We start from the raw sequence: 26,581 nt of genomic DNA, 5'->3' as shown, positions 1-26,581 counted from the left end.
GGTCAGGCCTCCTGCGGGGCTCGGGTGGAGAATTCCGTCGCGGTGGAGGTGAGATCGAGGTACGCCTGCTCCAACGTGGCCTCCTCGGAAGCGAGTTCGAGCAAGGCGATGCCTTCCTGGGCGGCCAGCGGACCGATGGCCTCGATCCGGGCGCCGTCGATCAGCATGCGTCCGTCGTCCGCATCGACGGGAGTGTGGCCGTGCCGCAGCAGCACCTGACGCAGGCGGGCGGGCTCCGTCGTACGACCCGGACACGTGCCTTGATCCGGGCCGCGATGAAGTCCTTCGTCGGTGTGTCCGCCAACAGCCTGCCCTTGCCGAGGACGATCAGGTGGTCGACGAAGGAGGCCGTCTCGCCCATCAGATGGCTGGAGACCAGCACGGCGCGGTTCTCCCGCGCCAGGCGGCGCATGAGCTCACGGATCCAGATGATGCCCTCGGGGTCGAGGCCGTTCGACGGCTCGTCGAGGAGCAGCACCTGAGGGTCGCCGAGCGGGGCCGCGGGAATGCGGTTGCTCGCGGCGAGAGCCAGGAGGTGACTGGGCGGTGCGGGAACCATGCGGCGCTCGTCCAGCCGCGTGAACGGCCGGCCGCCGATCGTCGCCGTGCCGGAGCTCGGGCGGTCGAGGCCGAGGATCAGACGCATGGTGGTACGGAGAAGGTGAGGTGGTCGACCGCCCGCACCTGTCCGTAGACCTTGCTCAGGTCCTTCACATCGATGGCTGTCATGGTGACGACACTGCCGTTCGCGGCCAGGCGCCCGCTTCCCCCGGCGGAGGGAAAGTCCTCCCCCACGCGGGGGAGGCAACTGCCTTGCCCCGCTGGGATCACGGCCTTCATGAAGCGTCTCCATCGGCTGCCGCGGACCGTGTCGCGCGCGGTCACGTACACCCGGTGGCTGCACCTCTTCATGGGCGCGGTGGCCGCCGTCGGGGTGGTCGAAAGTCGCCTTCCCCGGCCTCGCGGACCCCAGCGCGGGCATGTGGCAGCTGTTGCTCTTCGCGCCGCTCCCGCTGCTCGCGCTCGCCGCGTTCGTCCCCGGCACCCGGGTCGCCGAGACGATGCAGGCCCGGCTGCTCCGCTACCCCGGACCGCAGGCACCGCACGAGCACCCGGCGCCGGAGATCGCCGGCTCGCCCTCGGACCCGTGGGGCGACCGGTGGCGGGTGTTCGTCTGGCTGACCCTGCGGCTGTGGCTCGGCTTCGGGGTCACCGTCGTCACGCTCAACGGCGTCGGGCTGACACTGGGGCTCCTGATGCCGTCCCTGTGGCCGCCGTTCGGGCCCGCGCCGATGCCGCTGCCCGGCCGATGGGGCTGGTGGTACCCGCTGCTGGCCCCCGTGTCCGGCGCCGCGCTGGTAGCCGTCGTCCGGGGCGCGGGCACGCTGATGGCCGGCCTCGCGCCCCGGCTCCTCGGCCCGTCCCCGGCGGAGCGGCTCGCGGAACTGGAGGAGCTGACCGAGCGGCTGCTGGAGCGCACCCGGCTCGCCCGTGAACTGCACGACATCATCGGGCACGCGCTCACCATCGCCGTCGTGCAGGCGGGCGCGGCGCGCGCGGCCGGGACACCGGAGTTCACCGACCGGTCACTGGCCGCCATCGAGGACACCGGACGCGAGGCGCTGACCGAACTGCACCGCGTCCTCAGGCTGTTGCGCGAGGACGCCGACCCGACGGCGCAGCGGCCCACGCTCACGCACGCCGGACGGCTGGTGGAGTCGGCGCGCGGCCCCGGGGCCGCCGTGAACGCCCACATCGGCGGGGACCTCGGCGCCGTGCCCGGCCCGGTCTCGCGCGAGGGCTACCGCATGCTTCAGGAGTGCCTCACCAACGTACTGCGGCACGCGGGCCCGGTTCCGGTGAGCGTACGCGTCGAAGTCCTCGACAGCTGGCCGGAGTTGGAGGTGCGCAACCGACGTGTGGCGGGTGCACGTCAGCCTGCCGCTACAGTGATCCACATGCCGATCACCGTCCTGCTCGTCGACGACGACGCGCTCGTACGCGCCGGACTGCGCGCCATCCTGGAGGCGCAGCCCGACATCGAGGTCGTCGGCGAGGCGGCGGACGGCGCCGCCGTCATTCCCCTGGTGGGGAAATTGAAGCCGGACGTCGTCGCCATGGACGTACGCATGCCGCTGATGGACGGCATCGAGGCGACCCGGGCCGTGCTGCGGACGGTCGCCGACCCGCCGAGGATCCTCGTCATCACCACGTTCGAGGAGGACGAGTACGTCTACGGGGCGCTGCGCGCCGGCGCCGACGGGTTTCTCCTCAAGCGCGCCAGGCCCACCGAGATCGTGCACGCCGTACGGATCGTCGCCGAGGGCGAGTCGTTGCTCTTCCCGCCCGCGCTGCGCTCCCTGGCAGCCGCGCACGGCAACGCGTCGGCGCGCAGCGCACTGGCCAAGGCCGCGCTCACCGAACGCGAGGGCCAGGTGCTGCGGGCCGTCGCGCGCGGCCTGACGAACGCGGAGATCGCCGCCGAGCTGCACCTGGGCACCGAGACGGTCAAGACGCACGTGAGCGCGGTACTGGCGAAGCTCGGCGCGCGCGACCGCGTCCAGGCCGTCATCACGGCGTACGAGTCGGGTTTCATCACCGCGGGCGCGGACGAGTAGCGGCACCCGCCCGTGCAGTCCGGTGACCGAACCGCGCCCGCCCGCGGGACTGGCTCGTCCGTGGCACGGCTGACGCCCCGCAGCACGGACAGTTGCGCGGCGCGCAGTTCGGTCCGGGGGCGATGCCGAAATCGATCGGCGCCGCGCTGCTCACGGCCGTCCCCGGGAGCCACGTCCTGGCCCTGGTCTCGGCGGCCCCCACGACGGTCGAGCTGCTCCCATGGCGAGCCGTCGGTCGGCAGGTGAGCACGGGTCGTGCGCCTCCGGTCCGTCCGATCGAATCCCAGGCGCCACCATGTCCCAGCCCCGCCGGCAGCAGGCGCGGGCATCGCGAACATGGTCGGCTCCCTGTCGCAGATGCTCGGCGCCAAAGGCATCCGCGCCAACAGCGTGGCGCCGGGACCCATCTGGACGCCGCTCGTCCCCTCCACCATGCCGACCAAGCAGGTGGAGAGCTTCGGTTCCCAGGTCCCCCTCGGGCGGCCGGGCCAGCCGGCGGAGCGGGCACCGGTCCACGTCATGCTCGCCTCGGACGAAGCGAGCTACGTCTCCGGGGCCCGGATCGCGGTCATCGGTGGACAGCCGATCCTGTGAGCGACCCCGGCGCCGCCCTGTACCCGCTGCGGCTGACGGTGACGGCCAAACCCCTGGTGTTCGGCGGCCAGGCCATCGCCCGCCGCCTCGGCAAGACCGGCATCCCGGGTCCCGGTACTGACCAAGTTCATCGACGCCACCGGCGCCCTCCGGCCAGAGCCGGCAGACCACTGGTCCTGATCCACGGCTGGACCTTCAGCGGCCGCTTCTTCGACCGCCACGTTCCAGCCCTCGCGGAACAGACGGTGTCAGCGTCCCGTCAACGCCCTCCTCTACGCTCCGCGTCCGTCCGGGATCGTTCCGGGCCGACGAAGCCGACGGAGCCGAGGAAGGGACGTACAGATGCGCCGACAGACGTACGAGCACGGGAGGACGCCGTCCAGGTGGGCTTCCATGGCCGCCTGGATCGCCTGCGGCATACTGGCGGCCTCCACCGTCTCGGCGGGCCCGGCGGCCGCCGGGGACCGTGCCGCGCCCGCGGCCGACGGCGGCGCCGACATCAACATCGTCGCGCTGCACAGCGGAATGTGCCTGGAGGTCGGCTCGGCGGAGAGCGGCGAACCGGTGCGCCAGCGCAACTGCGCGGGAAAGCGCGGGGCCCTGTGGACCCTGCGACAGTCGCCCATGGGGTCGGACCTGGTGCACGTCGTCAATGGCTCCAGCGGACTGTGCATGACCGTCGCGGACTCCGGCCCCGCTGACGGCGCGCCGGTCCGGCAGGGCAGGTGCGGGGATCAACCCGGTGCCAGTTTCCGCATGGTGGACAGCGGGGAGGGCGCCTGGCTCCAGCCGGTGACGGCGAGCCCGCGCGCCTGCGTGGGCATCGCGGACGCGTCGACGGCCGACCGTGCGGAGTTGCGGCAGTTGACCTGCGCGGGCGCGGCGGGCATCCGGTTCCAGCAGCGCCGGCCGCCGCACGAGTGGCGTACCACGATCGTGAACTCCGCGAGCGGGAACTGCCTGGGGATGCGCGACGCGGGCCACGCGGAACTGGCATGGGCCGTGCAGCGGACCTGTTCGGGCAGCGCCGACGAGACCTGGCGCATCGTGGTGCTGGGCGGCGGAAGCGTCGCGATCGTCAACGTGAACAGCGACAAGTGCCTGATGGCGACACGGGACACGAACGGAGCCAACGGAAGCCAGGCCAAACAGGCCACGTGCGACGGCTACCCGTACCAGAGGTGGTCCATGGAGGAACAGAGCCCGGGCGTGTACGCGCTCAGCAACCACTTCCTGCGCCAGTACGTGGGGATCCGCCCGCCGGTCACGGCCGACGGGGCTCTCGCGGAGTTCTGGGAGCGCAGCCCCGAACGCGGTCAGGAATGGCGGATCGGCGGGGGAGGGGAGGGCCGGGCCACCGCGTAGGTGCGAGGGCGCGTCGGCGAGCGTGAGGGGCGAGCCACTCCCCGTCAGTCCTCACGCCCGCCGGAACCCTTGCCGTGGTGCCGCCCGCCACGCGGATGCCACAGGCGCAGCCACACGTCACGCGCGTGACGCCCCGCCTCCGCCCGGCTGCGCGCCACCATCTCGCGGGCCTCGCCGTGCGTCTCCACCATGGGCCCGGAGCCGCGCAGCGGCCGTCCGGCCGTCTCGTGCAGGAAGAACGTCGACAGCAGGCCGATCGCGCCCGCAACCATCAGGTAGAAGGCGGGGACCAGCGTGTTGCCGGTGGAGTCGACCAGGTAGGAGGCGAGCAGCGGGGTGGTGCCGCCGAAGAGGGAGACGGAGATGTTGTACGAGATCGACAGGGCGCCGTAGCGCAGACGTGTGGGGAACAGGGCGGGCAGCGTGGCCGCGGCCGTGCCCGCGAAGCAGACCAGGAGCAGACCGAGGATCGCGCAGCCGAAGGCGGGCATCAGGATGCCGCCCTTCCGGATCAGCAGGAACGCCGGGACGGCGAGCACGATCAGGGCGATGCTGCCGGCCATGAACATCGGGCGCCTGCCCCACCGGTCCGAACTGCGGCCCACGGTGGTGATGGCGAGCGCCACCAGCAGCATGGTGCCGAGCACCAGCAGCTGCGCGGTCGTGTCGCTCTCTCCCAACGTCACCGTCATGAAGGTGGGGAGATACGACGTCACCATGTAGTTCGTGACGTTGTAGAGCAGTACCAGCCCCATGCAGATCAGGACCGCCTGCCAGTGGCGCGTGAAGATCTCCTTGAGGCGGCCCTTGCCGGACTGGCGGGCCTGCTCGACGGGGTCGTTCTCCCCCCGCTCATGGACGGCTTCCCGCTCGGCCGCGGCGGACGCCGCCTCCTGCTGGAACGCGGGCGTCTCCTCCAGCTTCACGCGCATGTACAGGCCGATGAGTCCGAGCGGCCCCGCGACGAAGAAGGGAATGCGCCAGCCCCAGCTCTCGAGGCCGTCCGTCCCGAGCGTCAGCGTGAGGACGGTGACCAGGCCGGAGCCCAGCGAGTAGCCGATGAAGGTGCCGAAGTCGAGCCAGCTGCCGAGGAATCCGCGCCGCTGGTCGGGCGCGTACTCGGCGATGTAGGTGGTGGCACCGGCGTATTCGCCGCCGGTGGAGAAGCCCTGGACCAGTCGGCACAGGAGGAGCAGCAGCGGGGCGGCGAACCCGATCGAGGCGTACGTGGGCAGCAAGCCGACCGCGAAAGTGCTCACAGCCATCATGATCATGGTGGCGGCGAGCACCCGCTGCCGGCCGATGCGGTCACCGAGCGGCCCGAACACGAGCCCGCCGAGGGGCCGGACGAGGAACGCCGCGGCGAACGTGGCGAAGGTGGCGACGACTTGGGCGCCCGGCGAGCTGGAGGGGAAGAAGACCTTGCCGATCGTGCCCGCCAGATAGGCGTAGACGCCGAAGTCGAACCACTCCATGGTGTTGCCGAGCGCGGCGGCTGTCACCGCGCGCCGCACCTTGGGACGGTCCGAGACCATCACATCCTCGGCACTGAGCGCCTTCTTCCGGCGGCGCAGCAACGTACGGGCCATACGGTCCGTCGCGGCACGTGACGAGCGCGCCGTGTCCGCCTCCGGCCCACGAGGCTGCCGGGCCTTTCCACGCGGAAGGCCTTTCACCATGGAGCTTTTCTCCTCTTGTCCGCCGAGAAAAAGCTGTATCCACGCAAAATTAGGCCGCACCGGAAAAACCGGCAAATCCGACGCTTCGGGCGGGAGGGGCCGCGCGGACCCGTGGCTGCGCTATAGTGGATCTTGAACTGGTCGCCGCGACTCGCGGTGGCCGGCGATGCGTCGGTGGTCCAAGGAAAGACGCCCCGCTTCCTGCGGGGAAATGCAGGTGCAAGGCCTGCCCGGCGCTCGACACAGGGGCCCGTCCGCGTACAGCGCGGACGGGCCCCTCACGTATGCGGCCGACAGGCGCGGGCGGTCAGACCTCGCCGCGCCAGGCGCCGGTCTCCACACCGCCTCGCTGCTCGATGAACTTCTTGAACCGCCCGAGGTCACCGGCGACCTGACGCTTGACGAAGCCGAGCTTGTCCCCGACCGTCTCGGCCAGGCCCTCGGGTGCGTACTCCATTTGCAGCATGACCTTCGTACGCGCGTCGTCCAGGCGGTGGAAGGTGACGACGCCCGCCTGCCTGGCCTGCCCGTCGACCGTGGTCCATGCCACGCGCTCGTCCGGGATCTGCTCGGTGACCGTGGCGTCGAATTCCCGCTCCACACCGTCGATCTTCGTCACCCAGTGAGTGAGCGTGTCGGTGCGCTGTTCGATCCGCTGCACGCCTTCCATGAACTCGGGGAACGTCTCGAACTGGGTCCACTGGTTGTACGCCGTACGGACCGGCACGTTGACTTCGATGGATTCCTCGACCTGCGACACGGATGACACCTTTCCTCGTGGAACTCGCCCGGCCGCTTCTTTGCCGGGCCGGGGTGTGCGTCGTTTTCCTCTCCCCGCGAGTGCCCAGGGCCCGCGCTTTCACTCCCGTCGCGCCCGATCGGCCGCCGCGTCGGGGCACCGCCTCGCATCACTCGTTCGGCCCTCTTGCGCCCGCCGATCGCTGGGGAGTGTCGGCTCGGACGGTTCGTACACAGCGAGGACACAGGATGAACGACAGCGATAGCAGCGGCGGACGAGAGCGGGTCCTCACGGTAGGGGTCGTCGTCGCCCGCACCGGACGGCTGACCAGTCTTGGCGACCCCTTGGACTTCGCCATGACCTTGCTGGCACCAGAACTGGCGGCGGCGGGCCCCCGCGGCTTCCGCATCCGGCTGGTGGGCCGGGACAGCCGTTCGTCCGCCGACGGCGCACGGCAGGCGGTGAAAGAACTCGTTCAGGACGAGAACGCCGCGATCATCGTGACCCTGGCCGGAACCCAGGTCCTGCCGGCCGTCGCGGACACCTGCGAGATCATCGGAGTGCCGTGCCTGTCGAGCACCTTCCCCTGGCAGGTCTACTACTACGGGCGAGGAGGGGACCCGGCGCGCCCCTTCGACTGGACGTACCACTTCTGCTGGGGACTGGACGACATCGCCGAGACCTTCGCCGACCTGTGGGCACAGGCCGGCGGGGCAGGACGCCAGACGGTGGGCTGCCTGTGGAACGACGGCCCGCAGGGCGCCTGGTCACGCCACCCCCGGCACGGATTCGCACCGGCCGCCCGCGCGCGGGGACACCGGCTGGTGGAGCCCGGGCCCTACCAGGAGCCGGCCGTGGACCTCGACCGGCACATCACCGCGTTCCGGGACGCCGGCGCCACCCTCGTCACCAGCGCGGCCACCGGCCAGGACCTGGCGCTCTTCCGCGCCCAGGCCGCCGAGAGCGGCTGGCAGCCCCGCCTGATCACCTGCTCACGATGGCTGGCCTACCCGCCGTCCCCCGCCGTCAGCGGCCGCCAGTCCGCCCAGGCCGACGTGGCCACCCTCGTGTACTGGACCCCGGCCCACCCCTATCGCTCGTCCCTCGACGGAACCACCGCGGCCCAACTCGCCGAGACGTACGAGCAGACGACAGGACGACAGTGGTCGCAGCCTCTCGGCCTCGCCCACGCCCTGTTCGAGGTCGCCGCGCACGCACTGACGACCGCCGACGACCCCACCGACCGCCGGTCCGTGGCCGCCGCCCTGAGCCGCAGCCGCCTGGACACCATCGCCGGCCCTCTCGACTGGACCAGCGGGCCCGTACCCAACGTCGCCACCGTGTCCCTGGCCGGCGGTCAGTGGCAGCCCGGCACCCGGCACGACTACGAACTCGTCGTCGTCACCCCCGGCAGGACGGAGGGCGTCCGCGTCAACGGTGACCTCAGGACGGCCTGAGCCGGGGGCGGGCGGCTACTTCGGCGGGTGGAGCTTGCGGAAGTACGTCCAGCTGGTCTCGTTCGGCTCGCTCCACTTCTCCGGTGCCCGGGCGAACTCCGGGTGGCGCCCGGCGACGTAGGCCCGGGTCCGCTCGGGCACCTCGGCGTACGAGCCGAGCTTGCGGCCCCGGCAGTGGAAGGTGAGGCCGCCGGGCCGCTGACCGCGGGCCATCCACGGGAGCCACGGCGACATCCGGCTCCACGACATGGTGGCCGGCACGCTCGGCGCCGGGCCGGCCAGGTCGGCGCGCTCGGCGAAGAACTGGAAGAGCTCAAGGGCCTTGTACGTGTCGCCGCCCGAGTGCACGGGATACTGCGCCACCGGCAGCGGCGAAGGATAGGCGAGCGGGATCTCCAGGCTGAAGCAGACCTGTCCGCCGAGCTCGGTCGTCGGGATCGGAAAGGGGCGCCACCTCTGGTTCGCCGGGTCGTTCCATATGTGCACCACGGGCAGGTCCCGCCAGGTCTCCAGGATCTCGCGGCTGGTGGGGTCCAGATAGAAGCCGGCCTCGCGGGTGAGCAGTTGGTAGGCGTCGGGGCCGGCTTCGGCGTCCTGGACCAGGCGCGCGACGTTCAGCCCTTCGAAGCCGAAGACGTGCTGGTAGGGCTCGTCGGGGGCCCAGGAGTACACGTCTCCGGACCACCAGTACGTGACCTCCTCCCCGTCGAGCGAGGCGCGGGTGCGGGCGAAGGAGCGGAGCAGCTCCGAGGGTGTCGTCATACGGAGTACTCTGCGCGATCACCGCCCGGCCGGGCGGCACGCGCCCGGCAAGGGCCGAAAAGCGACGGCCCGGGACTCAGGCGCGCACGAAGTCCGCCCGGCCGAGCATGTCGAACCGGCTGACGCGAGCCGGCACCTGCCGGGAGTCGCACCGGGGGACGAGGTCGGCCAGGCGCCGGCCGTTGTCGGCGAACGAGAGGCGGGCGCGCCAGCCGTCGTTCGCGTACTCGACCACCCGGAACGTGAAGGCGCGTACCTCTCCGCTACGTGAGGTGAGGGTGGCCGTGCCGTTCTTCCGGAACTCGAAGGTGCCGCGCTGCGTCGCGTGCTTGTAGGTGCCGACCCAGGCGGCCTTGTGGCTTCCGCACTGCGCGGCCCTGGGGGCCGCCTGCGCCCGGTCCATGGCGGTGGCCGGCACCGAGGCCGCGAATGCCGACAGAACGGCGCAGGCGCTTACGAGAGTGCGACGCATGAGGATTTCCTTCGGAAGAGGCCGACGAGACGTGTCCGGCCGGGACGCTGACGGCAAGTCAGGGTACTACGCAAAGTCATCGACCCGTCACTTCACGTGTCCGGTCCGGTCGGTGGCCGCCGTTGCGCCGCCCCGGGATCAGTGGCTGTGCATCGTCTGTGCCATGCGCACCAGCTCGTCGGTCTCCGGCGCGTCGATCTCGACGTCCAGGACGGTGCAGACACGGGCCAACAAGTAGTAGAAGCCCGCCAGGACGAGGGTCTCGACGATCTGTTCCTCCGTGTAGTGGGCGGCCACGGCCGCGTGGCGGGCGTCGTCCACGAGGGGTGAGGCGGCCGCGGCCGCGGCGAAGTCCAGGAGCGCCTGCTGGGCCGGGGTGAAGACCTCGGCGTCGTACCGCGTGTGGCGCACGGCCTCGCGCTGTGCGTCCGTGACGCCCACGGCGCGGGAGATGGGGACGTGCTGCGCCCACTCGTACTCGGCCTCGAAAACGGTGGCGTAGGTGAGGATGAGCAGTTCGCGGTCCGTCGCGCTGAGGCTGGCGTCGGCGAAGAGCGCGGCGCCCAGGCGGGCTATCTGCGTGACGGACCGGGGCGCGTGACCGAGCATCCGGTACACGTTGATGATGCGTCCCTGGCTGAGGGAGCGCAGGGCTTCGGGCAGGGCCTCGGTGTCGAGGCAGGGGATGCGGGACATGTGAGGGCTCCTTGGCCGGGGCCGACGGGTGTGGGGTCGGCGCGGGGTGGGTGATGCATGGACGGGCCGGGCTGGGCGGGGACGGGGGTGAGGAGGGCGTGGCGGTCGTGGGCGCGGGGTGTCAGGCCGCCCGGTCGTCGTACCAGCGCGGCTGCGACGAGCCGCGGGGGACCAGGAGTTGGCCGCGCCAGGCGGGCGGGGTCTCGCTCAGGCTGACCGGCGGGGCGACCAGGGACAGGTCGCCGAGCGGGGTGGTCCGGGTGAGGCGGCGGGGCGGCGGCAGCGGAGTCGGGGGCAGCAGCCGCTCGGACTCCGTGCGCGTGAACGTACCCAGCTGCCAGGCCCAGTTGGCGACACCGGCCAGGGAGACCCGGACCCGGTAGCTGCCGCCCTCGCGGGCGCGGCGCAGCACCGCGCTCATCACGCCGGCGGCGGCGAGATAGGCGGCCAGGTAGTCGTTGAGCATGCGGCCGGGCGGCAGTTGGGGGCGTCCGTCCTGCCGTTCGCTCCAGTTGACGCCGGTCAGGGCCTGGGCGTGCTGGTCGAAGCCGCCGCGGTCCTGCCAGGGTCCGCTGTGGCCGTAGCAGCGTACGGATACGTGGATGATGCCGGGGGAGATCTCGGCGCACTCCTCGGGGGTCAGGCCGAGCCGGGCCATTTTGGCGGGCCGGTGGTTGTGCACGAAGACGTCCGCGCCGCGCAGCAGTTCGTCGAAGGTGCGGCGGCCGTCGCCGCCGGCGTCCAGGGCGAGCCGGGCGGAGCGCAGCCCGACGCCCGTCTCGTTCCAGCACAGGTCGTGGTCGAAGGCGTTCGGCTCGCACACGTGCAGGACGTCGGCGCCCTGTTCGGCGAGGACCCGGCCGGCCGCGGTGCCCGCGAAGACATGGGTGAACTGCAAGGAGCGCAGACCGGACAGCGGCTGGTCACCGGCCGGCAGCGGACGCGGCGGGGCGTCGCCCACCCGCTCGACGGCCACGAGGGGTTCGCTGAGAACCGCCCGGCCCTGGGGGTGCGCGAGGAACTCCTCCCTGCTGCGGACGATCGCCAGGGGCACCCCACGGGTGGCCGCCTCCTCCTCCAGCTCCCAGGAGACCCGGCCCGCGATGGCCGCGCCGATGTGCTCGCGGGTGTGCGCGGTGCCGAGCAGGTCGAGGAAGGTGTCGCGGGTGTGCGGGTAACAGGCGATCGGGATCGCCCAGCGGTCGTCCGCGGTGCGGTACAGGTCCCACAGGGCGGGGGCGGGGGCGCCGTCGAGGCCGAGGACGCTGCCCATGTTCGAGCCGTAGCCGTTCAGGGTGTTGCCGCCGCCGAGGTAGGGCGTGAGCTGGTGCAGCGCCTGCCCGAGGTCCAGGCCAAGGCGCTGCCGGCGCCCTGTCGCGGCCTGCCAGATCTGTGCGGCACCGACGGCGGAGGACAGCAGGGCTATGCCCATGGCCGAGCCCAGCCGGATGGTGGACGGCACCAGTGGGTCCTGACTGCGCACGACGAGGTCGCTGACCGCGTCATGGCGCGAGAGGCCCAGCGTCTTGAGTGTCCTGTCTAATTCATCGACCAGATCGAATTCATTTTCGTTCATGCCGGAAACATAACACCGATTCGGCGTGGATAAACCAACCCGCAGAGATGCGTCGGCCGTCATCAGGAGTCATCAGTCGGCTATCAGGTCACTATCAGGAACGGCTGTTTCGATTTCGGTCAGCAGTCGATTCGCAGAGAGGCGGTGACGTGGGTGTCGCATGATTTTCCCGCCATGGAGGAGCTGAGGCTCCTGCCGGAGCACGAGCGTCGGGAGCTCGTGGAGACCTTGGTCGTGGGGGAGTTCAGAAGCGCTCTCTTCATGACCCCGCAGGACGAGTTCCCCCTGGACGCGGGCTTCCTCGACCTGGGGATGACCTCGCTGAGACTGAGTGAGGTGAAGCTTTCCCTGGAGAAGAAACTGGAGTGTGAGATTTCGACGGCCGCTCTTTTCGGTCACCCGACCGCCGGTCAGTTGATAGACCACCTCTGCGCGTGAACCACACTTCCTGACCGGAGGGAATAAATGTCGGACGCATTGAACCCGACGGCGGCCGAGCTGGCTGCCGTACTCGCCGATCTGCGACGGAAGGAGGAAGCGCTCGCCGCACTCGAACGCGAGAAATACGAACCCATAGCCATCGTCGGCATGGGGCTGCGTATTCCGGGCGGGAACAATGACGCCGACACGTTCGCGCAATTCCTGCGCGAGGGACGCTCGGGCATCGGGCCCCTGCCGGCCGGTGAGCGTCGCCAGATGGCCCCGGACGGGTCTGCCCTGGAGGAGGAAAACTCCGGAGGTGGCGGAGGCGGCGGAGAGGACGGCGGCGACTGGCCGCGCGGCGGCTTCCTGCGCGACGTCGACCGCTTCGACGCCGCCTTCTTCTCGGTCTCGCCCAAAGAGGCCCCCTACATCGACCCGCAGCAGCGGCTGGCCCTCCAGACGGCCTGGGAGGCGCTGGAGCACGCGGGCATCGATCCCACCTCGCTGCGGCACGGCGACACCGGCGTGTTCATGGGCGTCACCACACTCGACTACATCTTCGAGTCCACCGACCTCGCCCCCGCCGACGTCGACGGCTACCTCGCGCCCGGACTCACCCACAGCGCGGTCTCGGGCCGCCTGTCGTACTTCCTCGGGCTGCGCGGACCGTGCATGACCGTCGACACCACCTGCTCCTCGTCGCTGACCGCCACCCACCTGGCCGTGCAGGCCCTGCGCGGCGGCGAGTGCGGGGTCGCGCTCAGCGGGGGCGTCAACGTCATCCACAACGCGCACAACCACACCATCCTGTCCCTGGGCGGCGTGCTCTCCGCCGACGGGCAGTGCAAGACCTTCGACGAGCGGGCCGACGGCTACGCCCGCGCCGAGGGCTGCGGCGTACTCGTCCTCAAGCGGCTGTCCGACGCACGGCGCGACGGCGACACCGTCCACGCCCTGATCCGCGGCTCCGCGGTCGGCCAGGACGGCGAGAGCGCGGGCCTCGTGGCCCCCAACGGCGCCGCCCAGGAACAGGTGATGCGCTCCGCCCTGGCCCGCTGCCGCCTCGAACCCGGCGACATCCAGTACGTCGAGGCGCACGGCACCGGCACCGCGCTCGGCGACCCCACCGAGATGGACGCGATCAGCGACGTGTTCGCCCTTTCGCACACCAGCGCCCGGCCCGTGGTGGTGGGGTCGCTGAAGACGAACATCGGCCACATGGAGGGCGCGGCCGGTGTCGGCTCGATCATCAAGGCGGCGCTCCAACTGCGGGAGCGTACGGTCTTCCCGCACCTGAACCTCGTCACCCCCTCCCGGCGCATCGCCTGGGACGACGCGCCCGTCACCGTCCCGACGGAGTGCCGCCCCTGGCCCGGCACGGGCACCGGCCGCGCCATGGTGAACGGCTTCGGGGTGACGGGCACGATCGCCTCCGTCGTCCTCGAGGAGGCGCCGGCCGAGACCGGCGCGGACGACGGCGCGGCAGATGCCGACGGGCGCCCCAGCGCCGTACTCACCCTGTCCGCCAAGAGCCGCACCTCGCTGCGGCGGCTCGCCGAGCGCTACCTCGACCACCTGGACCGGCACCCCGACACCCCGCTCACCGATCTGTGCCGGACCTCCAACACCGGGCGCGCGCACTTCCGTCACCGGATCGCCGAGGTGGTGGGCGACCGGGACGACGCGGTCCGGGCGCTGGGCAGGCGCGCCGCCTCGCTGGCGGCGGGCACCACCCGCGGCGGCGGCTCGGCGAGCGTCCCGAAGGTGGCGTTCCTCTTCTCCGGCACGGGCACGCAGTACCCCGGCATGGGCGCCGCGCTCCACCGCCAGTACCCGGTCTTCCGCGCCGCCCTCGACGAGTGCGACGGCATCCTGACCCCGCTGCTCGGCGTGCCCCTCGGCGAGCTGGTCCGCGGCGAGTGCGAGGCGCCCGAGCGCGTCCACGAGCCCCGGTACCTCCAGCCCGCGCTGTTCAGCCTTGAATACGCGATGGCCCGGCTGTGGCTGTCCTGGGGCGTGCGCCCCTCCGTGCTGATGGGCCACAGCCTGGGCGAGTTCGCCGCGGCCGCGGTGGCCGGTCTCTTCTCGCTCGAAGACGGGGCCCGGCTGGTGGCCGCCCGCGGACGGCTGAGCGAGGCGCTGCGCGACAAGGGCGGCATGGCGGCGGTCGGCGCACCGGCCACCGAAGTCGCCCCGCTCATCGAGCGTTACCCCGACCTGTCGATCGGCGCCGTCAACGGCCCCGGCCAGTGCCTGCTCACCGGCGGCGACGCGTCGCTGGCCGACGCGGGCCGCCGCCTGACCGAACGCGGCGTCAAGGTCACCCCGCTGCGGGGCGCGGTGCCCTACCACTCGCCGCTGATGACCGAGATCGTCGACGAGTTCCGTGAGGTGCTCGACACCGTCGAGTTCCGCACCCCGACCATGGCCGTCGTATCCAATGTGACCGGACGCGTGGCGCGCGGACGGCAGATGGCGGACCCGGAGTACTGGATCCGGCATCTGCTCGAACCGGTGCGGTTCGAGGCCGGTGTGCAGGCGGTCGACCAGCGCGGGCGTCACGTCTTCGTCGAGCTCGGACCCTCGGCCGCCCTCACCGCGCTGGCCAGGACGTCGGCCGGTGAGGCCGACCACGTCTGGCTGAGCAGCACCTTCCGCGACGACCACGACGGCGACATGATCCGCCGGTCCCTGGCCAAGGCGTACGAGGCGGGCGTACCGGTCTCCTGGGCCGGCTACCACGAGGGCGCGCCGCAGCGCCGGATCCCCCTGCCGACGTACACCTTCGACGGCAAGCGGTACTGGCTGCCCACCCCGCAGCGCCGGGCCGCCGAGGCCGCCTGGCAGGCGGAGCGGACCCCCGAGGGCGAACGGGGCGCGAGCGGCGGCCTGTTCTACGAGCAGCACTGGATCTCCCAGGCCCTGCCCGGCACCCGGAGCGAAGGGCGGCGCGTACTCGTCGTGGGGGACACGGCACGGCTGCCGCGCGGGCTCGCCGAGGCGGCCGCCTCCGAAGGTGTCGCGCTCGCCGTCGCCGCCGACCCGGCAGCCCTGGCCGACGCGCTGGACGGCGAGCCGCCCACCGACGTGTGCTGGCTGTGGCGTACCGGCACGGCCGAGCGGGGCACGGAAAGCGGTGCGGCCCGGCTGCGCGCCGAATGCGAGGCCAACTACCGGGAGTTGCTCGCCGTGCTGGACACCCTGGCCCGCAAGGGCTTCGGCCGTGGCCAGCGGCTGTGGCTGGTGAGCGAGGGCGCGCAGCACCTGCCCGGAGACAAGGGCACCGAACCGGCACCAGCCGCCACCCTGTGGGGCTTCGGCCGGGCCCTCGCCATGGAGTACCCGGGATACCGGGCGACCCTCGTGGACCTGCAACCCGGCACCGACAGCGGCACCGACGGCGCCGCCGGGTTGGTGGGGGAGTGGCTGTCCGCCGGGGAGAGCGAACCGGAGATCGTCCACCGCGACGGCGAGCGCTGGGTACGCCGACTGCGCACGGCCGACCCCGTGCCCGCGGACTCCCGGCCCCTCACCGTCCGCCCCGACCGCACCTACGTGGTGGCAGGCGCCACCGGCATGGTCGGCCGGGCCCTCGCGCGCCGCCTCGTCGCCCTGGGCGCCCGCCACCTGGCGCTGCTGAGCCGCACCGGTGGTCCGGCCCCCGCCCTCGGGGACGGCGTCACGGCGAGTGTCCACGCCTGCGACCTCGGCTCCGAGCGGGACGTGACCCGCGTCCTGGCCGAACTCGCCGACACCGCGCCCCCGGTGGGCGGCGTGATCCACGCCGCGCAGGAGGCCGCGCGGGACCTGCCGCTCGCCGAACAGACCTGGGAGAGCCTGGACGCCGTCTTCCGTACGAAGGTCTACGGCGCCTGGCTGCTGCACGAGGCGACCGCCCACCTGCCCGAGCTCGACTTCTTCCTCGGCTGCTCCACGGCCGGCGCCCTGCTCGGCGCCGCCACCCAGACCGGCGCCGGAGCGGGCAACGCCTTCCTCGACCACCTGATGGCACAGCGCGCCGGCGCGGGCCTGCCCGCCACCGCCGTCAACTGGGGGCCCTGGGCGCCCCGGGAGCCAGGACGGCAGCTCAGCCCCTCCCTGATCCGCAGCTGGGAGGGCCAGGGCATCACGCTCCTGGACGAGGACGAGGCCACCGGCGCACTGCCCCGACTCCTGGACGCCGGGCGCACCCACATCCTCATGGGCCACTGCGACTGGAACCGCTTCGTGGCCCGCAGGGCGCCGAGCGCGCTCTTCGCGGGGCTGGTCTCCGGCGCCGCCACGGACGGGGCACGGACCGACATCGGCGCGCTGACCGACACCTCCGGAGCCACCCGCTCGGCCGGGATCAACGCGATCGTACGCACCCGGCTCGCGGACGTCCTGCGCTTCGAGTCGGCCGACGACCTCGAACCCGACGCCGAGCTGGCCGCCCTCGGCATGGACTCGCTCAACGCGGTCGAGATCCGCAGTTCGCTGGAGGCCGCCTTCAGGGTCACGCTGCCCGCCTCCGTCACCTTCGACCGGCCCAGCGTGGACCTCCTCACCGAATACATCGAACAGCTGCTGTCCGGGGCCGAGGCACCGGCGCGCGAGGCAGGAACGGGAGCACCCTGATGACCGACGGAACCCGGACGACCAACGACAGAATCCCGATGACCAACGGCGGAAGCCCGATGACCACGTCACCGCGATCGCGGACCCTTCAGGAAGTGATCGCACGGCAGGCCGCACTCCGGCCGGACCAGCCCGCCGTCGTCTGCTCCGGCCGGACGCTCACCTACCGGGAGCTGGACCGGGAGAGCGAGCGCACGGCCCGGGTGCTGCGCGCGTCCGGCGTCGGGCCCGGCTCCCGCGTGGGCTACCTCGGCAAAGAGGCAGTGGAGTACTGGGAGCTGGCCTTCGCCTGCGCCCGGACGGGCGCGGTCCTCGTCCCCGTCAACTGGCGCCTGACCGCGCAGGAGGTGGACCACATCCTGCGCGACTCCACCACGGAGATGCTCCTGGTGGACGAGGAACACCTGCCCGTGGCCGCCGAGGTGCGCAAGGGGCTGTCCACCTTGCGGACCGTGCTGTGCCTGGACGCCGACGCCGCCGACGCCGAGTCCCTGGCCGCCCGCAAGGACGCGCTGTCCGCCGGGGCCGCCCCGGAGGCGACCGGAAGCGGGGCGGACGACGACACGAACAGCCCCGTCGTGCAGATCTACACCAGCGGCACCAGCGGTCTGCCCAAGGGCGTCGTCCTCGCCCACCGCAGCTTCTTCAACGTCGCCGAGGCGATGGAGGACCACGGCCTCGACTGGCTCGACTGGCGGCCCGGCGACCGCAGCCTGATCGGGCTGCCCGGCTTCCACATCGGCGGCCTCTCGTATGGCATGCAGGCGTTCAACGCCGGTGCCACGGTGGTCTCCCTGCCCGCCTTCATCAGCTCCGACGCGGTACGGGTCGTCGAGGAGGAGCGGGTCACCACCGCCATCGTGGCCCCCGCCATGCTGGAACTGATGCTCGCCGAACCGGCCGCGGCCCGGGGCGCCCTCACCTCCCTGCGCAAGGTGGTCTACGGCGGCTCCCCGATCGGCGAGGAGCTGCTGAGCCGGGCGATCGCCGTCCTGGACTGCGACTTCCTCCAGATCTACGGCAGCAGCGAGACCGGCAACTTCGCCGTCTGCCTGCCGCCCGCCGACCACGTCCCCGGCAGCCCCCTGCTGCGTGCCGCCGGCCGGCCGTACCCGGGCATCGAGGTGCGCGTCGAGGACCCCGAGGGCAACGAACTGCCGACCGGAGCGGTCGGGGAGATCTGCGTGCGCACCCCCGCCCGGATGCTCGGCTACTGGCGGCTGCCCGAGGCCACCGAGCGCACCGTGGTCGACGGCTGGGTGCACATGGGGGACGCCGGCTACCTCGACGAGGACGGGTACGTCCACGTCCGTGACAGGGTCAACGACATGATCATCGTGGCGGGGGACAACGTCTACCCGGCCGAGATCGAGGACGCCCTCGCACGGCACCCCGCCGTGGCCGGTGCTGCCGTGGTGGGCCTGCCGCACGAGCGGTGGGGGGAGTCCGTGCACGCCCGGGTGGTCCTGGCGGCGGGGCAGCAGGCCGGGGCCAGGGACCTGCTGCTGTTCCTGCGCGGCCGCCTCGCGGACTTCAAGATGCCCACGTCGTACGACTTCGCCGAGGCGCTGCCCCGCAACCCCAGCGGCAAGGTCCTGCGGCGGGCGGTGCGCGACGAACTCGCCGCCGCGGAGGGCTGACCGGCTCACGTAGGACATGGCGCGCATGGCGGTGGCCCGCCCCTCGCCGAGGGGACGGGCCACCGCCATGCGCGGCCTCCGCGGCCGCAGGGGACTTATCCCTCGTAGGCCTCGTGGCCCTCGTAGTCCCGCGGAGCGAAGACCGCGGTGCGCTCCCGGTAACTCTCGATGCTGGAGGGCCAGTTGTTGACCACGCGGCCCTCGCTCGTCGTGTACCAGCTCCCGCAGCCGGCGGCGAAGGCCGTGCCCGCCAGGTCCCGCTGGAGCTCCTCGTTGTAGCGCCGCTGCACCTGCGCGGCGACGTCCAGGGTGCGGTCCCCGCCGCCGTCCAGGGCTCCGAGCGCCTGGAGCACGTAGTCGATCTGGCACTCCACCATGAACAGGATCGAGTGATGGCCCAGGTTGGTGTTCGGGCCGTAGAGCATGAACATGTTGGGGAAGCCGCTGACCGCCACGCCGAGATACGCCTCGGGCCCCTCCTTCCACGCCTCGCGCAGTGTCAGCAGGTTCCGCCCGACGATCTCCACGCCGCCGGTGCGGTCGAGCGGCTGGAAGCCGGTGGCGTGCACGATCACGTCGACGTCGTGCCGCCGTCCGTCCGTGGTCCGGATGCCCTCCGGTTCGATCCCGGCGATGGGCTCCGTCACCAGCTCGACGTTGTCGCGGGACAGCGCCGGGTAATAGTCGTCGCTGATCAGCACCCGCTTGCAGCCGAACGCGTAGTCGGGGGCGAGCCGATCGCGGAGCCCGTCGTCGGCGACCTGCGCGGCCAGGTGCTCGCCCGCCACCCGCTGGAACTCGTCCCGCACCGGATTGCCGTCGTCGCGCAGGCCGGCGGCCCAGCCGTCGCGCTCACGGTACATCTCCTCGCGCAGAGCGGCGTAGCGGTGCGGTTCGGCGAGCAGCGCGGCACGCTCGTCGTCCGCCAGCGCCCGGTCCTGGCGCGGGAGCAGGTAGTTGGCGGACCGCTGGAACACCGTGAGGCGCTCGGCGGCCTCCGCGATGGCGGGCACCAACTGGACGGCGCTGGCCGCGCTGCCGATACAGGCGACCCGCTTGCCCGTCACCTCCAGGTCGTGGGGCCAGCGTGCCGTGTGCACCTGTGTCCCGGCGAAGCGGTCCGCGCCCTCGACCCGCGCCCACGCCGGCCGGTCGAGCTGCCCCCACGCCGTGATCAGCACGCGGGCCCGCAGCCGCTCACCGCGCGAGGTGCCCAGCAGCCAGCGGCCCGCCTCGTCCGACCACGTGGCCTGGGTGACCTCCACGCCGAAGCGGATGTGCTCGTCCAACCGGTGGCTCCTGGCGAACCGTTCGAGGTTGCGCAGGATCTCCGGCTGCCCGGCGTAGGTGCGGCTCCAGTCGGGCTGCTCGCCGAAGGAGTACCAGTACAGGTGGGACTGCACGTCGCAGGCCGCGCCCGGGTACGTGTTGTCGCGCCAGGTCCCGCCGATCGAGCCGGCCTTCTCCAGCACCGTGAACGCGTTCCGCCCTGCCTCCTTGAGACGGGCGGCCATGCCGAGGCCCGACATCCCGGCGCCGATGATGACGACCTCAAAGTCCTCGTCCATAGTCGTTCGCCTTTCCCTCACAGTTGCCTCTTCTGCTGTTGTCGCCCCACCCTGGCCAGAGGTGCTGATCGACGGCTGAAGAGCCGCTGATGGACGGCTGAGGTCGTGCGGAGAGGAATACGACACAGATGTCGACCAGGGAGTGAGAGAGGGATAACACGCAGGGCGGACAGCAATAAACGCCTTCAGTGCGTTTGCTGGAGAAAAGACAGCGAGAAAAAGCCCCTTCTCGCTCTGCCTTTGTTCTCGGGTCCGACTTCCTGCGTGGGAGTTTGTCCTCGGAATATTCTGACGCGGTGCGCTGACGCGCGGCTGACACGGTAAAGGAAGCTGGCACGGCATAGGAAGAGGCTGCGGCGGTACGCCCCCGGTGGTTTCCGGGCGTACCGCCGCAGCCTCGTCGGTGCGGCGCGGCTCCTCGCCGTCTCTACGCCGGCACGGCCGCGTCCAGCGAAGGGGCCTGGTTGAGGATCTCCCGCAGCCGCTCGCGCAGCCTCAGCGAGGGCTCCACGCCCAGCTCATTCGAGAGCCTGTGCCGCGTGCTGTTGTACGTCTCCACCGCCTCCGCCTGCCGCCCGGTCCGGTACAGGGCCAGCATGAGCATCTCGGTGAGGCGCTCTCGCCAGGGGTGGATGGTGCGCATGCGTTTCAGCTCGCTGATGGTGTTCACCGGGTCCGCCAGCTGTATCTCCAGCCAGAGCTTGTCCTCGACGGCGGACAGCTGCTCCTCCTCCAGCGCCAGCGCCACGCTCTGCGACATCGGCCCCCGGGCGACGTCCTGGAAGGGCGCGCCGCGCCACAGGGCCAGCGCCTCGTCGAGCAGCCGGCGCGCCTGGGCGGGACTGTCCCGCGTGCAGGTGCGGGCCCGGGCGGTCAGCCGGCGGAAGGCCGCCGCATCGGTCTCGGCGCCGCCCAGGTGCAGGACGTAACCCGACGAGCGTGTGAGCAGCTCGGGCGCCGGCGCGTCCGGGCCCGCCGCCTGCTGCAAGGTCCGGCGTAACCGGTACACGTGCGCCTGGAGCGAGTTCTCGAAGGTGGGCGGCGGGTTCTCCCCCCACAGTTCGTCGTAGAGCTGCTCGGCGGAGAGCGGGCGGCCGGGGGTCACGAGCAGCGCCGCCAGCAGGGTGCGCTGCCGGTTCCCGCCGACGGTGTGGGCGCGGCCGCCCGCGCGCACTTCCAGGGGGCCCAGGAACGCGAAGACGGGACCGGTCCCGGAAGCGGCCGGTGCCTCGGGCTCGGACGGCTGCCGCCGGCCGTTCTTCCGGCGCGCATCCTCGAACTGTGAATAGGCGATCATTTTTCCTCCTGCTGGCGCGGTTCCTTTAATTGACTACGGCATCCTTCTCGGCCGCAAGTGCCCATGGGCGGCGGGCGTCGTTTCCACGCCAGTGCGTGTTCCTGGTGGCAAAGCTGAATTCCTGGCGGTGATGTCGGGGTGGATGGGTGCATATCGGACGGCAGATGTGCGCGTTTCCTATCTCTGCGCACGGGTCATTCGGTTCCAGTCATGGCTGGTTCGGTTGCCGTATCAACTGTTTTTCAATAACCCGGCGGGCTGCCACCCTTCTTTCATCGGACGATCAGGAACCTGTCAGGTGCGAGTGCTTGCATCGCAGAACCCCTGGAAACCCGAGAACCCGAGAAGCCCGAGAACCCGAGAAGCCCGAGAACCTGAGAAACCCGAGAGAGAAGGTGTGCGATGGGGGCTGCCCGTCAGCCGCTCCGCGTGGGCGTCCTGTTACCGACCCGGGAGCAGGCGATCCTCGGCGAGTACAGCGTCTCGGCCCTGCTGGACTTCGCGCGACGGGCCGAGCGGCTCGGCTTCGACTCCTTGTGGACGGGCGACTCGCTCACCGCGCGCCCCCGGCTCGACCCCCTCGTGGTGCTGTCCGCCGTGGGCACGGTGACCCGGCGGCTGCTCCTCGGCACCGCCACCCTCACCCCGGCGCTGCGCCACCCGCTCGTCGCCGCGAGCATGGTCAGCAGCCTGGACCACGTGAGCTCCGGCCGGCTCGTCCTCGGAGTGGGATCCGGTTTCCCGGGGCCGGAGAGCGACGAGGAACTGGCCGCCGTGGGCGCCCCGGCGGCCGACCGGGCCGACCCCGCCGACCGGGCCCACCAGTTGGACGAGACCACGGCACTGTGGCGGACGGCCTGGAGCAGTACCCGGCCCGGCGCGCCGAACCGCTTCGCGGGCCGGCACTGGCAGGCGGCGGGCCTGGACCGGCTGGTCCGCCCCGCGGCGCCCGACGGACCGCCGTTGTGGCTCGCCGCCGACGCCACCGCCCCGGTGCTCGAACGGACGGCCCGCCTCTACGACGGCTGGCTGCCGTTCCTCGCCTCGGCCGAGGCCTACGGCCGTGCCCGGCGCCGCCTTGAGGACCTGTGCCGGCGTGCCGGACGCCAGGCCGGGGCGGTGACCCCGGCCCTGTGCCTGACGGTCACGGTCGGCCCGGACGAGCGACGGGCCAGGGTCGAGCTGGACGACTACCTGGAGCACTGCTACGGCCGCGGCCTGGGGGAGATGTCGGCGACCCAGGCCTGCGCCTGGGGGCCGAGCGAGTACTGCGCGCAACGCCTCGCCGACTATGTGCGCGCGGGCGCCCGCCACATCGTGCTCCGCATCGGATCACTGCGACCGGAGACACACCTGCGGGAGATCGCGGACGTACTCGTGTCCAAGGCCCGCCAGACGGATCAGGAGAGCGCATGACGACCACCGGCAGCACCCGACGGGCCCGCTGGTTCACCACCGCCGGGGCGGACCCGAACGCCGACCACCAGGTGTTCCTGTTGCCGCACGCCGGCGGCACGGCCCCCGCCTACCAGGCCTGGGCCGCCACCCTGCCCTCCACCATGGAGGTGCGCACGCTCCAGCTGCCCGGGCGTCAGGAGCGGCTGGGCGAGGAGCCGTTCACCGACGTGGAACCGCTGCTGGACGCGCTCCTGGAGGCGTTCGAGGCCGAACTCGACGGGCGGCCCTACGTGCTCTTCGGCCACAGCTTCGGAGGGCTGCTCGCCTACCGGCTGTCCGTGGCCGCCGCGTGGAACGGCCTGCCGGCGCCCGCGCTCCTCGCCGTCTCCGCCTGGGCCCCCGGGCTGGCACCGGCCGCCGAACTGGCCCAGGTCTCCGGCATGTCGGACGACGAACTCCTCGCCCGCGTGGCGCAGCTCGGCCTGATGTCGGAGGGCACGTCACTCGACCCGGCCACCCTGGCCTCGATCATGCCCGCGCTGCGCGGCGACTTCCTGACCGCCGGGAGTCTGCGCGAGGACGGCGAACCGGCGCCCTGCCCGGTCGCCGCGTACTGCGGCGCCGCCGACCCGATCGCGCCGCCCCCCGGCATGGCCACCTGGGAGGACCACTCCGCGGACTTCCTCGGCACGGCCCAGTTCCCCGGCGGCCACTTCTACCTCTTCGAGCACGCCGCTGCGGTCCAGCACAGCCTCAACCGCCACCTGCGCCGACTCGCCGCGCGCAGCTGAGCGCCCCCTCAAGCCCGGATCGGCGTACGGAAGCTCGCTTCGAGGACCTCGCCGTACTCGACGGGGTGCGTGGTCAGTCCGACGTGCCCGCCCGGGAAGTGCTGGAGCGGGACGCCGAGACGTCCGGCGAGGAAGGCGGCCGCGCGGCACGGCAGTTCACCCGCCGAGTCCCGGCCACGGGCGAGCGCGAGCCGGTCCGTGAGGGAGCTCAGCCGGTGGACGTCCGGGGCGTACGCCATGAAGCTCGGCACGATGCGCCCGACGAAGTACGGCAGGCCGGCCATCGTCTGCTCGGCGCGCGCCGCCGCCCGCGGCGGAAGCCGGAGCTCGGCTTCCGCCGCGGTGGCCTCGCCGTCCTCCTTCAGCCCCGCGGCGAACACGCTCATCGCCGGCACGAGCCCCTGCGTACGGAACGTCTCCCGCACACGCGCGAGCCACGCCCGATGCGCGGCGACGTCCGGCAGGACCTCCACCACCGGCGGCTCGTGCGCCACGACGCGTTCGACGCGCTCGGGCCGGGTAGAGAGCAGATGCAGGGCCACGATCGCGCCGGAGCTGGTGCCGAACACCCTCGCGGGGGCATCGGGTGACAGCAGGTCCAGGAGGCGCAGGGCGTCGTCGGCGTGCTGGGCCACATGTTGCTCGGCCGCCGGGTCGTCCAACGTGCTGCGGGCCATGCCGCGCGGGTCGTACGTCACCACCGTGTGCGTGGCGGCCAGGTGGTCCACGACGCCGTCGAAGGCGGCCGCGCCGCCCGTTCCTCCGGGGATCAGCAGCAGCAGCGGGCCGCTGCCCCGTACTTCGTAGTGCAGGGTCGCGCCGTTCACGCGCAGGCTGTCGGCGACAGGGGCGGTCATGAGGAGTCTCCGTCTCGGGACGTGGGCCAGTGCTCCAGGAGGGTGTGCAGCGCGTCGAGGGCGCGGTCCCACGAGCGCTGCGGCGCGCGCTGGTGGGCGAACCCGCCGGCGGCTTCCAGGGCGACGAACCCGTGGAACGTGCTGCGCAGCAACCGGACCGCGTCGGTCAGGTCCGGCTCGGACAGTCCGTAGCCGCGCAACATGCCGTAGGTCAGCTCCACCGCACGTCGCGGGCCGGGTGCCGCCGCGGCCAGTTCGGGGTCGATCCGGATCGCGGCCTGCGTCGCCGCGTAGCGCCCCGGGTGCCGATGGGCGTACTCCCGCCAGGCGTTCGCGTACGCGACCAGCGCGTCCTTGCCCGCGCGCCCGGCGGTCGCCTCCGCGATGCGCAGGGTTTTCTCGTCCGCGGCCAGCAGCGCGATCCGCCCGCGCAGATCCTCCAGGCCGCGGACGTGCGTGTAGAGACTCGCGTCCTTCACGCCCAGCCTTCGCGCCACCTGGGACATGCTCAGTCGCTCGAGGCCGACCTCGTCCGCCAGTTCGGCGCCCGCGATCGTCACCCGCTCCGCCGTCAACCCGGCCCGCACCATGTGCCCACCACTTTCCTAGGGCTCCTAGGAATAACCTAGGGCTCCTAGGGACGGCAAACCGGTAGCCCAGGAAAGGGGCGATTTTCGGCCAACGTTAGTGCAGTGCTCAACAGTCGGCCAGGACAAGGCTGGTTGGCCCTCGCGGTGATCAATAGCCTGGTGCGCGTTGCCTGTATCGACCAAGGAGCTCTATGTCCGCCGCGCAGCAGGTCCCCGACATCCTCTCGCCCGAGTTCGCCCGGGACCCGTACCCCGCCTACCGCGAGATGCGGGAGAGCGCGCCGCTCCTCTGGCACGAGGCGACCCAGAGCTGGATCATCTCGCGGTACGAGGACGTCGAGCGCGTGTTCAAGGACAAGGGCTCGCAATTCACCACCGACAACTACGACTGGCAGATCGAGCCCGTCCACGGCAAGACGATCCTCCAGCTCAGCGGCCGGGAACACGCCGTGCGCCGTGCCCTCGTCGCGCCCGCCTTCCGCGGCAGCGATCTGCAGGAGAAGTTCCTGCCCGTCATCGAGCGCAACTCCCGCGAACTCATCGACACCTTCCGGCACACCGGCACCGTGGACCTCGTCGAGGGGTACGCCACCCGCTTCCCCGTCAACGTCATCGCGGACATGCTCGGCCTCGACAAGGCCGACCATGCGCGGTTCCACCGCTGGTACACCACCGTCATCGCCTTCCTCGGCAACCTGGCGGGCGATCCCGAGGTCGCGGCGGCCGGCGAACGGACCCGGGCGGAGTTCGCGGAGTACATGATCCCGATCATCCGGGAGCGCCGTGACCGCCTCGGGGACGACCTGCTGTCCACACTGTGCGCCGCCGAGGTCGACGGCGTCCGCATGAGCGACGAGGACATCAAGGCCTTCTGCAGTCTGCTGCTCGCCGCCGGCGGCGAGACCACCGACAAGGCGATCGCCAGCATCTTCGCCAACCTCCTGCGCCACCCCGAACAGCTCGAAGCCGTCCGGCGGGACCGCACGCTGATCGCCCGCGCGTTCGCCGAGACCCTGCGGTACACGCCGCCCGTCCACATGATCATGCGGCAGTCGGCGGCCGACGTGGAGCTGTCCGGTGGCACCGTCCCCGCCGGGGCCACCGTCACGTGCCTGATCGGCTCGGCCAACCGTGACGAGCGGCGCTACGCGGACCCGGACCGCTTCAACATCTTCCGGGACGACCTCACCACCACGACGGCATTCTCCGCCGCCGCCGACCATCTCGCCTTCGCGCTCGGCCGGCACTTCTGCGTGGGCGCCCTGCTGGCCAAGGCCGAGGTCGAGGTCGGCGTAGGCCAACTCCTCGACGCGATGCCGGATGTTCGGCTTGCCGACGGCTTCGACCCGGAGGAGCAGGGGGTGTTCACGCGGGGCCCGCAGTCCCTGCCGGTGCGGTTCACCCCCGCAGCCACCTGACCCCGGGCGGGGCGCCGACCACCT

General features: G+C 71.9%; 20 protein-coding genes and 2 pseudogenes. 11 read left to right on the top strand and 11 right to left on the bottom strand.

All coding sequences use genetic code 11. The features are described 5' to 3' along the window. Positions 1–2: 2 nt before the first annotated feature. A pseudogene (locus tag KKZ08_RS01545) lies at positions 3–729 on the bottom strand (AAA family ATPase). A 251-nt stretch (positions 730–980) separates the two neighbouring features. Here KKZ08_RS01545 and KKZ08_RS38905 point away from each other — a divergent pair. The 4 genes and pseudogenes from KKZ08_RS38905 to KKZ08_RS01525 form a co-directional block, all read left to right on the top strand. Then, positions 981–1,607, top strand: a pseudogene (locus KKZ08_RS38905) (histidine kinase dimerization/phosphoacceptor domain-containing protein); the annotation flags it as partial. Between the two features lie 351 nt (positions 1,608–1,958). Continuing rightward, the gene (locus KKZ08_RS01535) at positions 1,959–2,618 is read left to right on the top strand and encodes a response regulator transcription factor (RefSeq protein WP_223778872.1); all 660 of its coding nucleotides are present in this window, start codon (positions 1,959–1,961) and stop codon (positions 2,616–2,618) included. Between the two features lie 255 nt (positions 2,619–2,873). Continuing rightward, positions 2,874–3,212: an SDR family oxidoreductase gene (locus KKZ08_RS01530; RefSeq protein ID WP_223772685.1), complete on the top strand. Its 339-nt coding sequence runs from the start codon at positions 2,874–2,876 to the stop codon at positions 3,210–3,212. Positions 3,213–3,605: 393 nt separating this feature from the next. Continuing rightward, positions 3,606–4,577, top strand: a complete 972-nt coding sequence (locus KKZ08_RS01525; protein ID WP_223772684.1) for an RICIN domain-containing protein — start codon at positions 3,606–3,608, stop codon at positions 4,575–4,577. Between the two features lie 44 nt (positions 4,578–4,621). Here KKZ08_RS01525 and proP read toward each other — a convergent pair whose 3' ends face one another. Both proP and KKZ08_RS01515 read right to left on the bottom strand, forming a co-directional pair. Next, positions 4,622–6,166, bottom strand: a complete 1,545-nt coding sequence (gene proP / locus KKZ08_RS01520) for a glycine betaine/L-proline transporter ProP (RefSeq protein ID WP_223772683.1) — start codon at positions 6,164–6,166, stop codon at positions 4,622–4,624. 397 nt (positions 6,167–6,563) lie between these two features. Continuing rightward, on the bottom strand, positions 6,564–7,016 hold the full coding sequence (locus tag KKZ08_RS01515; RefSeq protein WP_223772682.1) for an SRPBCC family protein: 453 nt from the start codon (positions 7,014–7,016) through the stop codon (positions 6,564–6,566). 227 nt (positions 7,017–7,243) lie between these two features. On the opposite strand from KKZ08_RS01515, the gene KKZ08_RS01510 reads away from it, so the two are divergent. After that, entirely contained in the window at positions 7,244–8,452 is a 1,209-nt protein-coding gene (locus KKZ08_RS01510) for an ABC transporter substrate-binding protein (protein ID WP_223772681.1), read from the top strand. A gap of 15 nt (positions 8,453–8,467) precedes the next feature. Here KKZ08_RS01510 and KKZ08_RS01505 read toward each other — a convergent pair whose 3' ends face one another. The 4 genes from KKZ08_RS01505 to KKZ08_RS01490 all read right to left on the bottom strand — a co-directional run bounded on the left by KKZ08_RS01505 (position 8,468) and on the right by KKZ08_RS01490 (position 11,958). After that, on the bottom strand, positions 8,468–9,214 hold the full coding sequence (locus KKZ08_RS01505) for a DUF1838 family protein (protein ID WP_223772680.1): 747 nt from the start codon (positions 9,212–9,214) through the stop codon (positions 8,468–8,470). A 76-nt stretch (positions 9,215–9,290) separates the two neighbouring features. Next, positions 9,291–9,686 carry a hypothetical protein gene (locus tag KKZ08_RS01500; protein ID WP_223772679.1) on the bottom strand — a complete coding sequence of 132 codons (396 nt, stop codon included), beginning with the start codon at positions 9,684–9,686 and terminating at the stop codon, positions 9,291–9,293. Between the two features lie 138 nt (positions 9,687–9,824). Next, the gene (locus KKZ08_RS01495) at positions 9,825–10,382 is read right to left on the bottom strand and encodes a carboxymuconolactone decarboxylase family protein (protein WP_223772678.1); all 558 of its coding nucleotides are present in this window, start codon (positions 10,380–10,382) and stop codon (positions 9,825–9,827) included. Between the two features lie 121 nt (positions 10,383–10,503). Next, positions 10,504–11,958: a CoA transferase gene (locus tag KKZ08_RS01490; RefSeq protein WP_223772677.1), complete on the bottom strand. Its 1,455-nt coding sequence runs from the start codon at positions 11,956–11,958 to the stop codon at positions 10,504–10,506. 174 nt (positions 11,959–12,132) lie between these two features. On the opposite strand from KKZ08_RS01490, the gene KKZ08_RS01485 reads away from it, so the two are divergent. From KKZ08_RS01485 to KKZ08_RS01475, 3 genes are read left to right on the top strand one after another with little or no spacing between them, the layout of a single operon-like run. Then, positions 12,133–12,396, top strand: coding sequence for an acyl carrier protein (locus KKZ08_RS01485; protein WP_223772676.1), 264 nt, complete (start codon positions 12,133–12,135; stop codon positions 12,394–12,396). A gap of 27 nt (positions 12,397–12,423) precedes the next feature. Then, a complete protein-coding gene (locus KKZ08_RS01480; RefSeq protein WP_223772675.1) occupies positions 12,424–16,998 on the top strand; it encodes a type I polyketide synthase in 4,575 nt (1,524 codons plus the stop codon). Next, the gene (locus KKZ08_RS01475; protein WP_223772674.1) at positions 16,998–18,638 is read left to right on the top strand and encodes a long-chain-fatty-acid--CoA ligase; all 1,641 of its coding nucleotides are present in this window, start codon (positions 16,998–17,000) and stop codon (positions 18,636–18,638) included. Before KKZ08_RS01480 ends, KKZ08_RS01475 begins: the two co-directional genes overlap by 1 nt. Before the next feature lie 95 nt (positions 18,639–18,733). Here the strand turns inward: KKZ08_RS01475 and KKZ08_RS01470 are convergent, their stop codons facing one another. Together KKZ08_RS01470 and KKZ08_RS01465 are read right to left on the bottom strand one after the other, a co-directional pair. Then, positions 18,734–20,206, bottom strand: coding sequence for an NAD(P)/FAD-dependent oxidoreductase (locus KKZ08_RS01470; protein WP_223772673.1), 1,473 nt, complete (start codon positions 20,204–20,206; stop codon positions 18,734–18,736). Between the two features lie 427 nt (positions 20,207–20,633). Continuing rightward, the gene (locus KKZ08_RS01465; protein WP_223772672.1) at positions 20,634–21,503 is read right to left on the bottom strand and encodes an AfsR/SARP family transcriptional regulator; all 870 of its coding nucleotides are present in this window, start codon (positions 21,501–21,503) and stop codon (positions 20,634–20,636) included. A 402-nt stretch (positions 21,504–21,905) separates the two neighbouring features. Here KKZ08_RS01465 and KKZ08_RS01460 point away from each other — a divergent pair, with 402 nt between their 5' ends. Then, positions 21,906–22,919, top strand: coding sequence for an LLM class flavin-dependent oxidoreductase (locus tag KKZ08_RS01460; protein WP_223772671.1), 1,014 nt, complete (start codon positions 21,906–21,908; stop codon positions 22,917–22,919). After that, positions 22,916–23,692 (top strand): alpha/beta fold hydrolase, encoded by a 777-nt coding sequence (locus tag KKZ08_RS01455; protein WP_223772670.1) that lies wholly within the window; start codon positions 22,916–22,918, stop codon positions 23,690–23,692. Before KKZ08_RS01460 ends, KKZ08_RS01455 begins: the two co-directional genes overlap by 4 nt. Positions 23,693–23,700: 8 nt before the next feature. Here the strand turns inward: KKZ08_RS01455 and KKZ08_RS01450 are convergent, their stop codons facing one another. Beyond that, positions 23,701–24,549 carry an alpha/beta hydrolase gene (locus KKZ08_RS01450; protein ID WP_223772669.1) on the bottom strand — a complete coding sequence of 283 codons (849 nt, stop codon included), beginning with the start codon at positions 24,547–24,549 and terminating at the stop codon, positions 23,701–23,703. After that, positions 24,546–25,139, bottom strand: coding sequence for a TetR/AcrR family transcriptional regulator (locus KKZ08_RS01445; protein WP_223772668.1), 594 nt, complete (start codon positions 25,137–25,139; stop codon positions 24,546–24,548). Before KKZ08_RS01445 ends, KKZ08_RS01450 begins: the two co-directional genes overlap by 4 nt. 191 nt (positions 25,140–25,330) lie before the next feature. Here KKZ08_RS01445 and KKZ08_RS01440 point away from each other — a divergent pair, with 191 nt between their 5' ends. After that, the gene (locus KKZ08_RS01440) at positions 25,331–26,557 is read left to right on the top strand and encodes a cytochrome P450 (RefSeq protein WP_223772667.1); all 1,227 of its coding nucleotides are present in this window, start codon (positions 25,331–25,333) and stop codon (positions 26,555–26,557) included. Positions 26,558–26,581: the final 24 nt, after the last annotated feature.

Origin of the sequence: Streptomyces sp. 135 (assembly GCF_020026305.1) — a bacterium.
Classification (GTDB): domain Bacteria; phylum Actinomycetota; class Actinomycetes; order Streptomycetales; family Streptomycetaceae; genus Streptomyces.
The sequence above is the reverse complement of the archived record's forward strand: the minus strand, read 5'-3'. Positions and strand labels throughout refer to the sequence as shown.

Excerpts from the sequence above, each read along its gene's own strand:
- KKZ08_RS01535 (WP_223778872.1), top strand. The coding sequence starts at position 1,959 with ATGCCGATCACCGTCCTGCTCGTCGACGACGACGCGCTCGTACGCGCC.
- KKZ08_RS01525 (WP_223772684.1), top strand. The coding sequence starts at position 3,606 with ATGGCCGCCTGGATCGCCTGCGGCATACTGGCGGCCTCCACCGTCTCG.
- proP (WP_223772683.1), bottom strand. The coding sequence starts at position 6,166 with ATGGCCCGTACGTTGCTGCGCCGCCGGAAGAAGGCGCTCAGTGCCGAG.
- KKZ08_RS01510 (WP_223772681.1), top strand. The coding sequence starts at position 7,244 with ATGAACGACAGCGATAGCAGCGGCGGACGAGAGCGGGTCCTCACGGTA.
- KKZ08_RS01505 (WP_223772680.1), bottom strand. The coding sequence starts at position 9,214 with ATGACGACACCCTCGGAGCTGCTCCGCTCCTTCGCCCGCACCCGCGCC.
- KKZ08_RS01500 (WP_223772679.1), bottom strand. The coding sequence starts at position 9,686 with ATGCGTCGCACTCTCGTAAGCGCCTGCGCCGTTCTGTCGGCATTCGCG.
- KKZ08_RS01495 (WP_223772678.1), bottom strand. The coding sequence starts at position 10,382 with ATGTCCCGCATCCCCTGCCTCGACACCGAGGCCCTGCCCGAAGCCCTG.
- KKZ08_RS01490 (WP_223772677.1), bottom strand. The coding sequence starts at position 11,958 with ATGAACGAAAATGAATTCGATCTGGTCGATGAATTAGACAGGACACTC.
- KKZ08_RS01485 (WP_223772676.1), top strand. The coding sequence starts at position 12,133 with ATGGAGGAGCTGAGGCTCCTGCCGGAGCACGAGCGTCGGGAGCTCGTG.
- KKZ08_RS01480 (WP_223772675.1), top strand. The coding sequence starts at position 12,424 with ATGTCGGACGCATTGAACCCGACGGCGGCCGAGCTGGCTGCCGTACTC.
- KKZ08_RS01475 (WP_223772674.1), top strand. The coding sequence starts at position 16,998 with ATGACCGACGGAACCCGGACGACCAACGACAGAATCCCGATGACCAAC.
- KKZ08_RS01470 (WP_223772673.1), bottom strand. The coding sequence starts at position 20,206 with ATGGACGAGGACTTTGAGGTCGTCATCATCGGCGCCGGGATGTCGGGC.
- KKZ08_RS01465 (WP_223772672.1), bottom strand. The coding sequence starts at position 21,503 with ATGATCGCCTATTCACAGTTCGAGGATGCGCGCCGGAAGAACGGCCGG.
- KKZ08_RS01460 (WP_223772671.1), top strand. The coding sequence starts at position 21,906 with ATGGGGGCTGCCCGTCAGCCGCTCCGCGTGGGCGTCCTGTTACCGACC.
- KKZ08_RS01455 (WP_223772670.1), top strand. The coding sequence starts at position 22,916 with ATGACGACCACCGGCAGCACCCGACGGGCCCGCTGGTTCACCACCGCC.
- KKZ08_RS01450 (WP_223772669.1), bottom strand. The coding sequence starts at position 24,549 with ATGACCGCCCCTGTCGCCGACAGCCTGCGCGTGAACGGCGCGACCCTG.
- KKZ08_RS01445 (WP_223772668.1), bottom strand. The coding sequence starts at position 25,139 with ATGGTGCGGGCCGGGTTGACGGCGGAGCGGGTGACGATCGCGGGCGCC.
- KKZ08_RS01440 (WP_223772667.1), top strand. The coding sequence starts at position 25,331 with ATGTCCGCCGCGCAGCAGGTCCCCGACATCCTCTCGCCCGAGTTCGCC.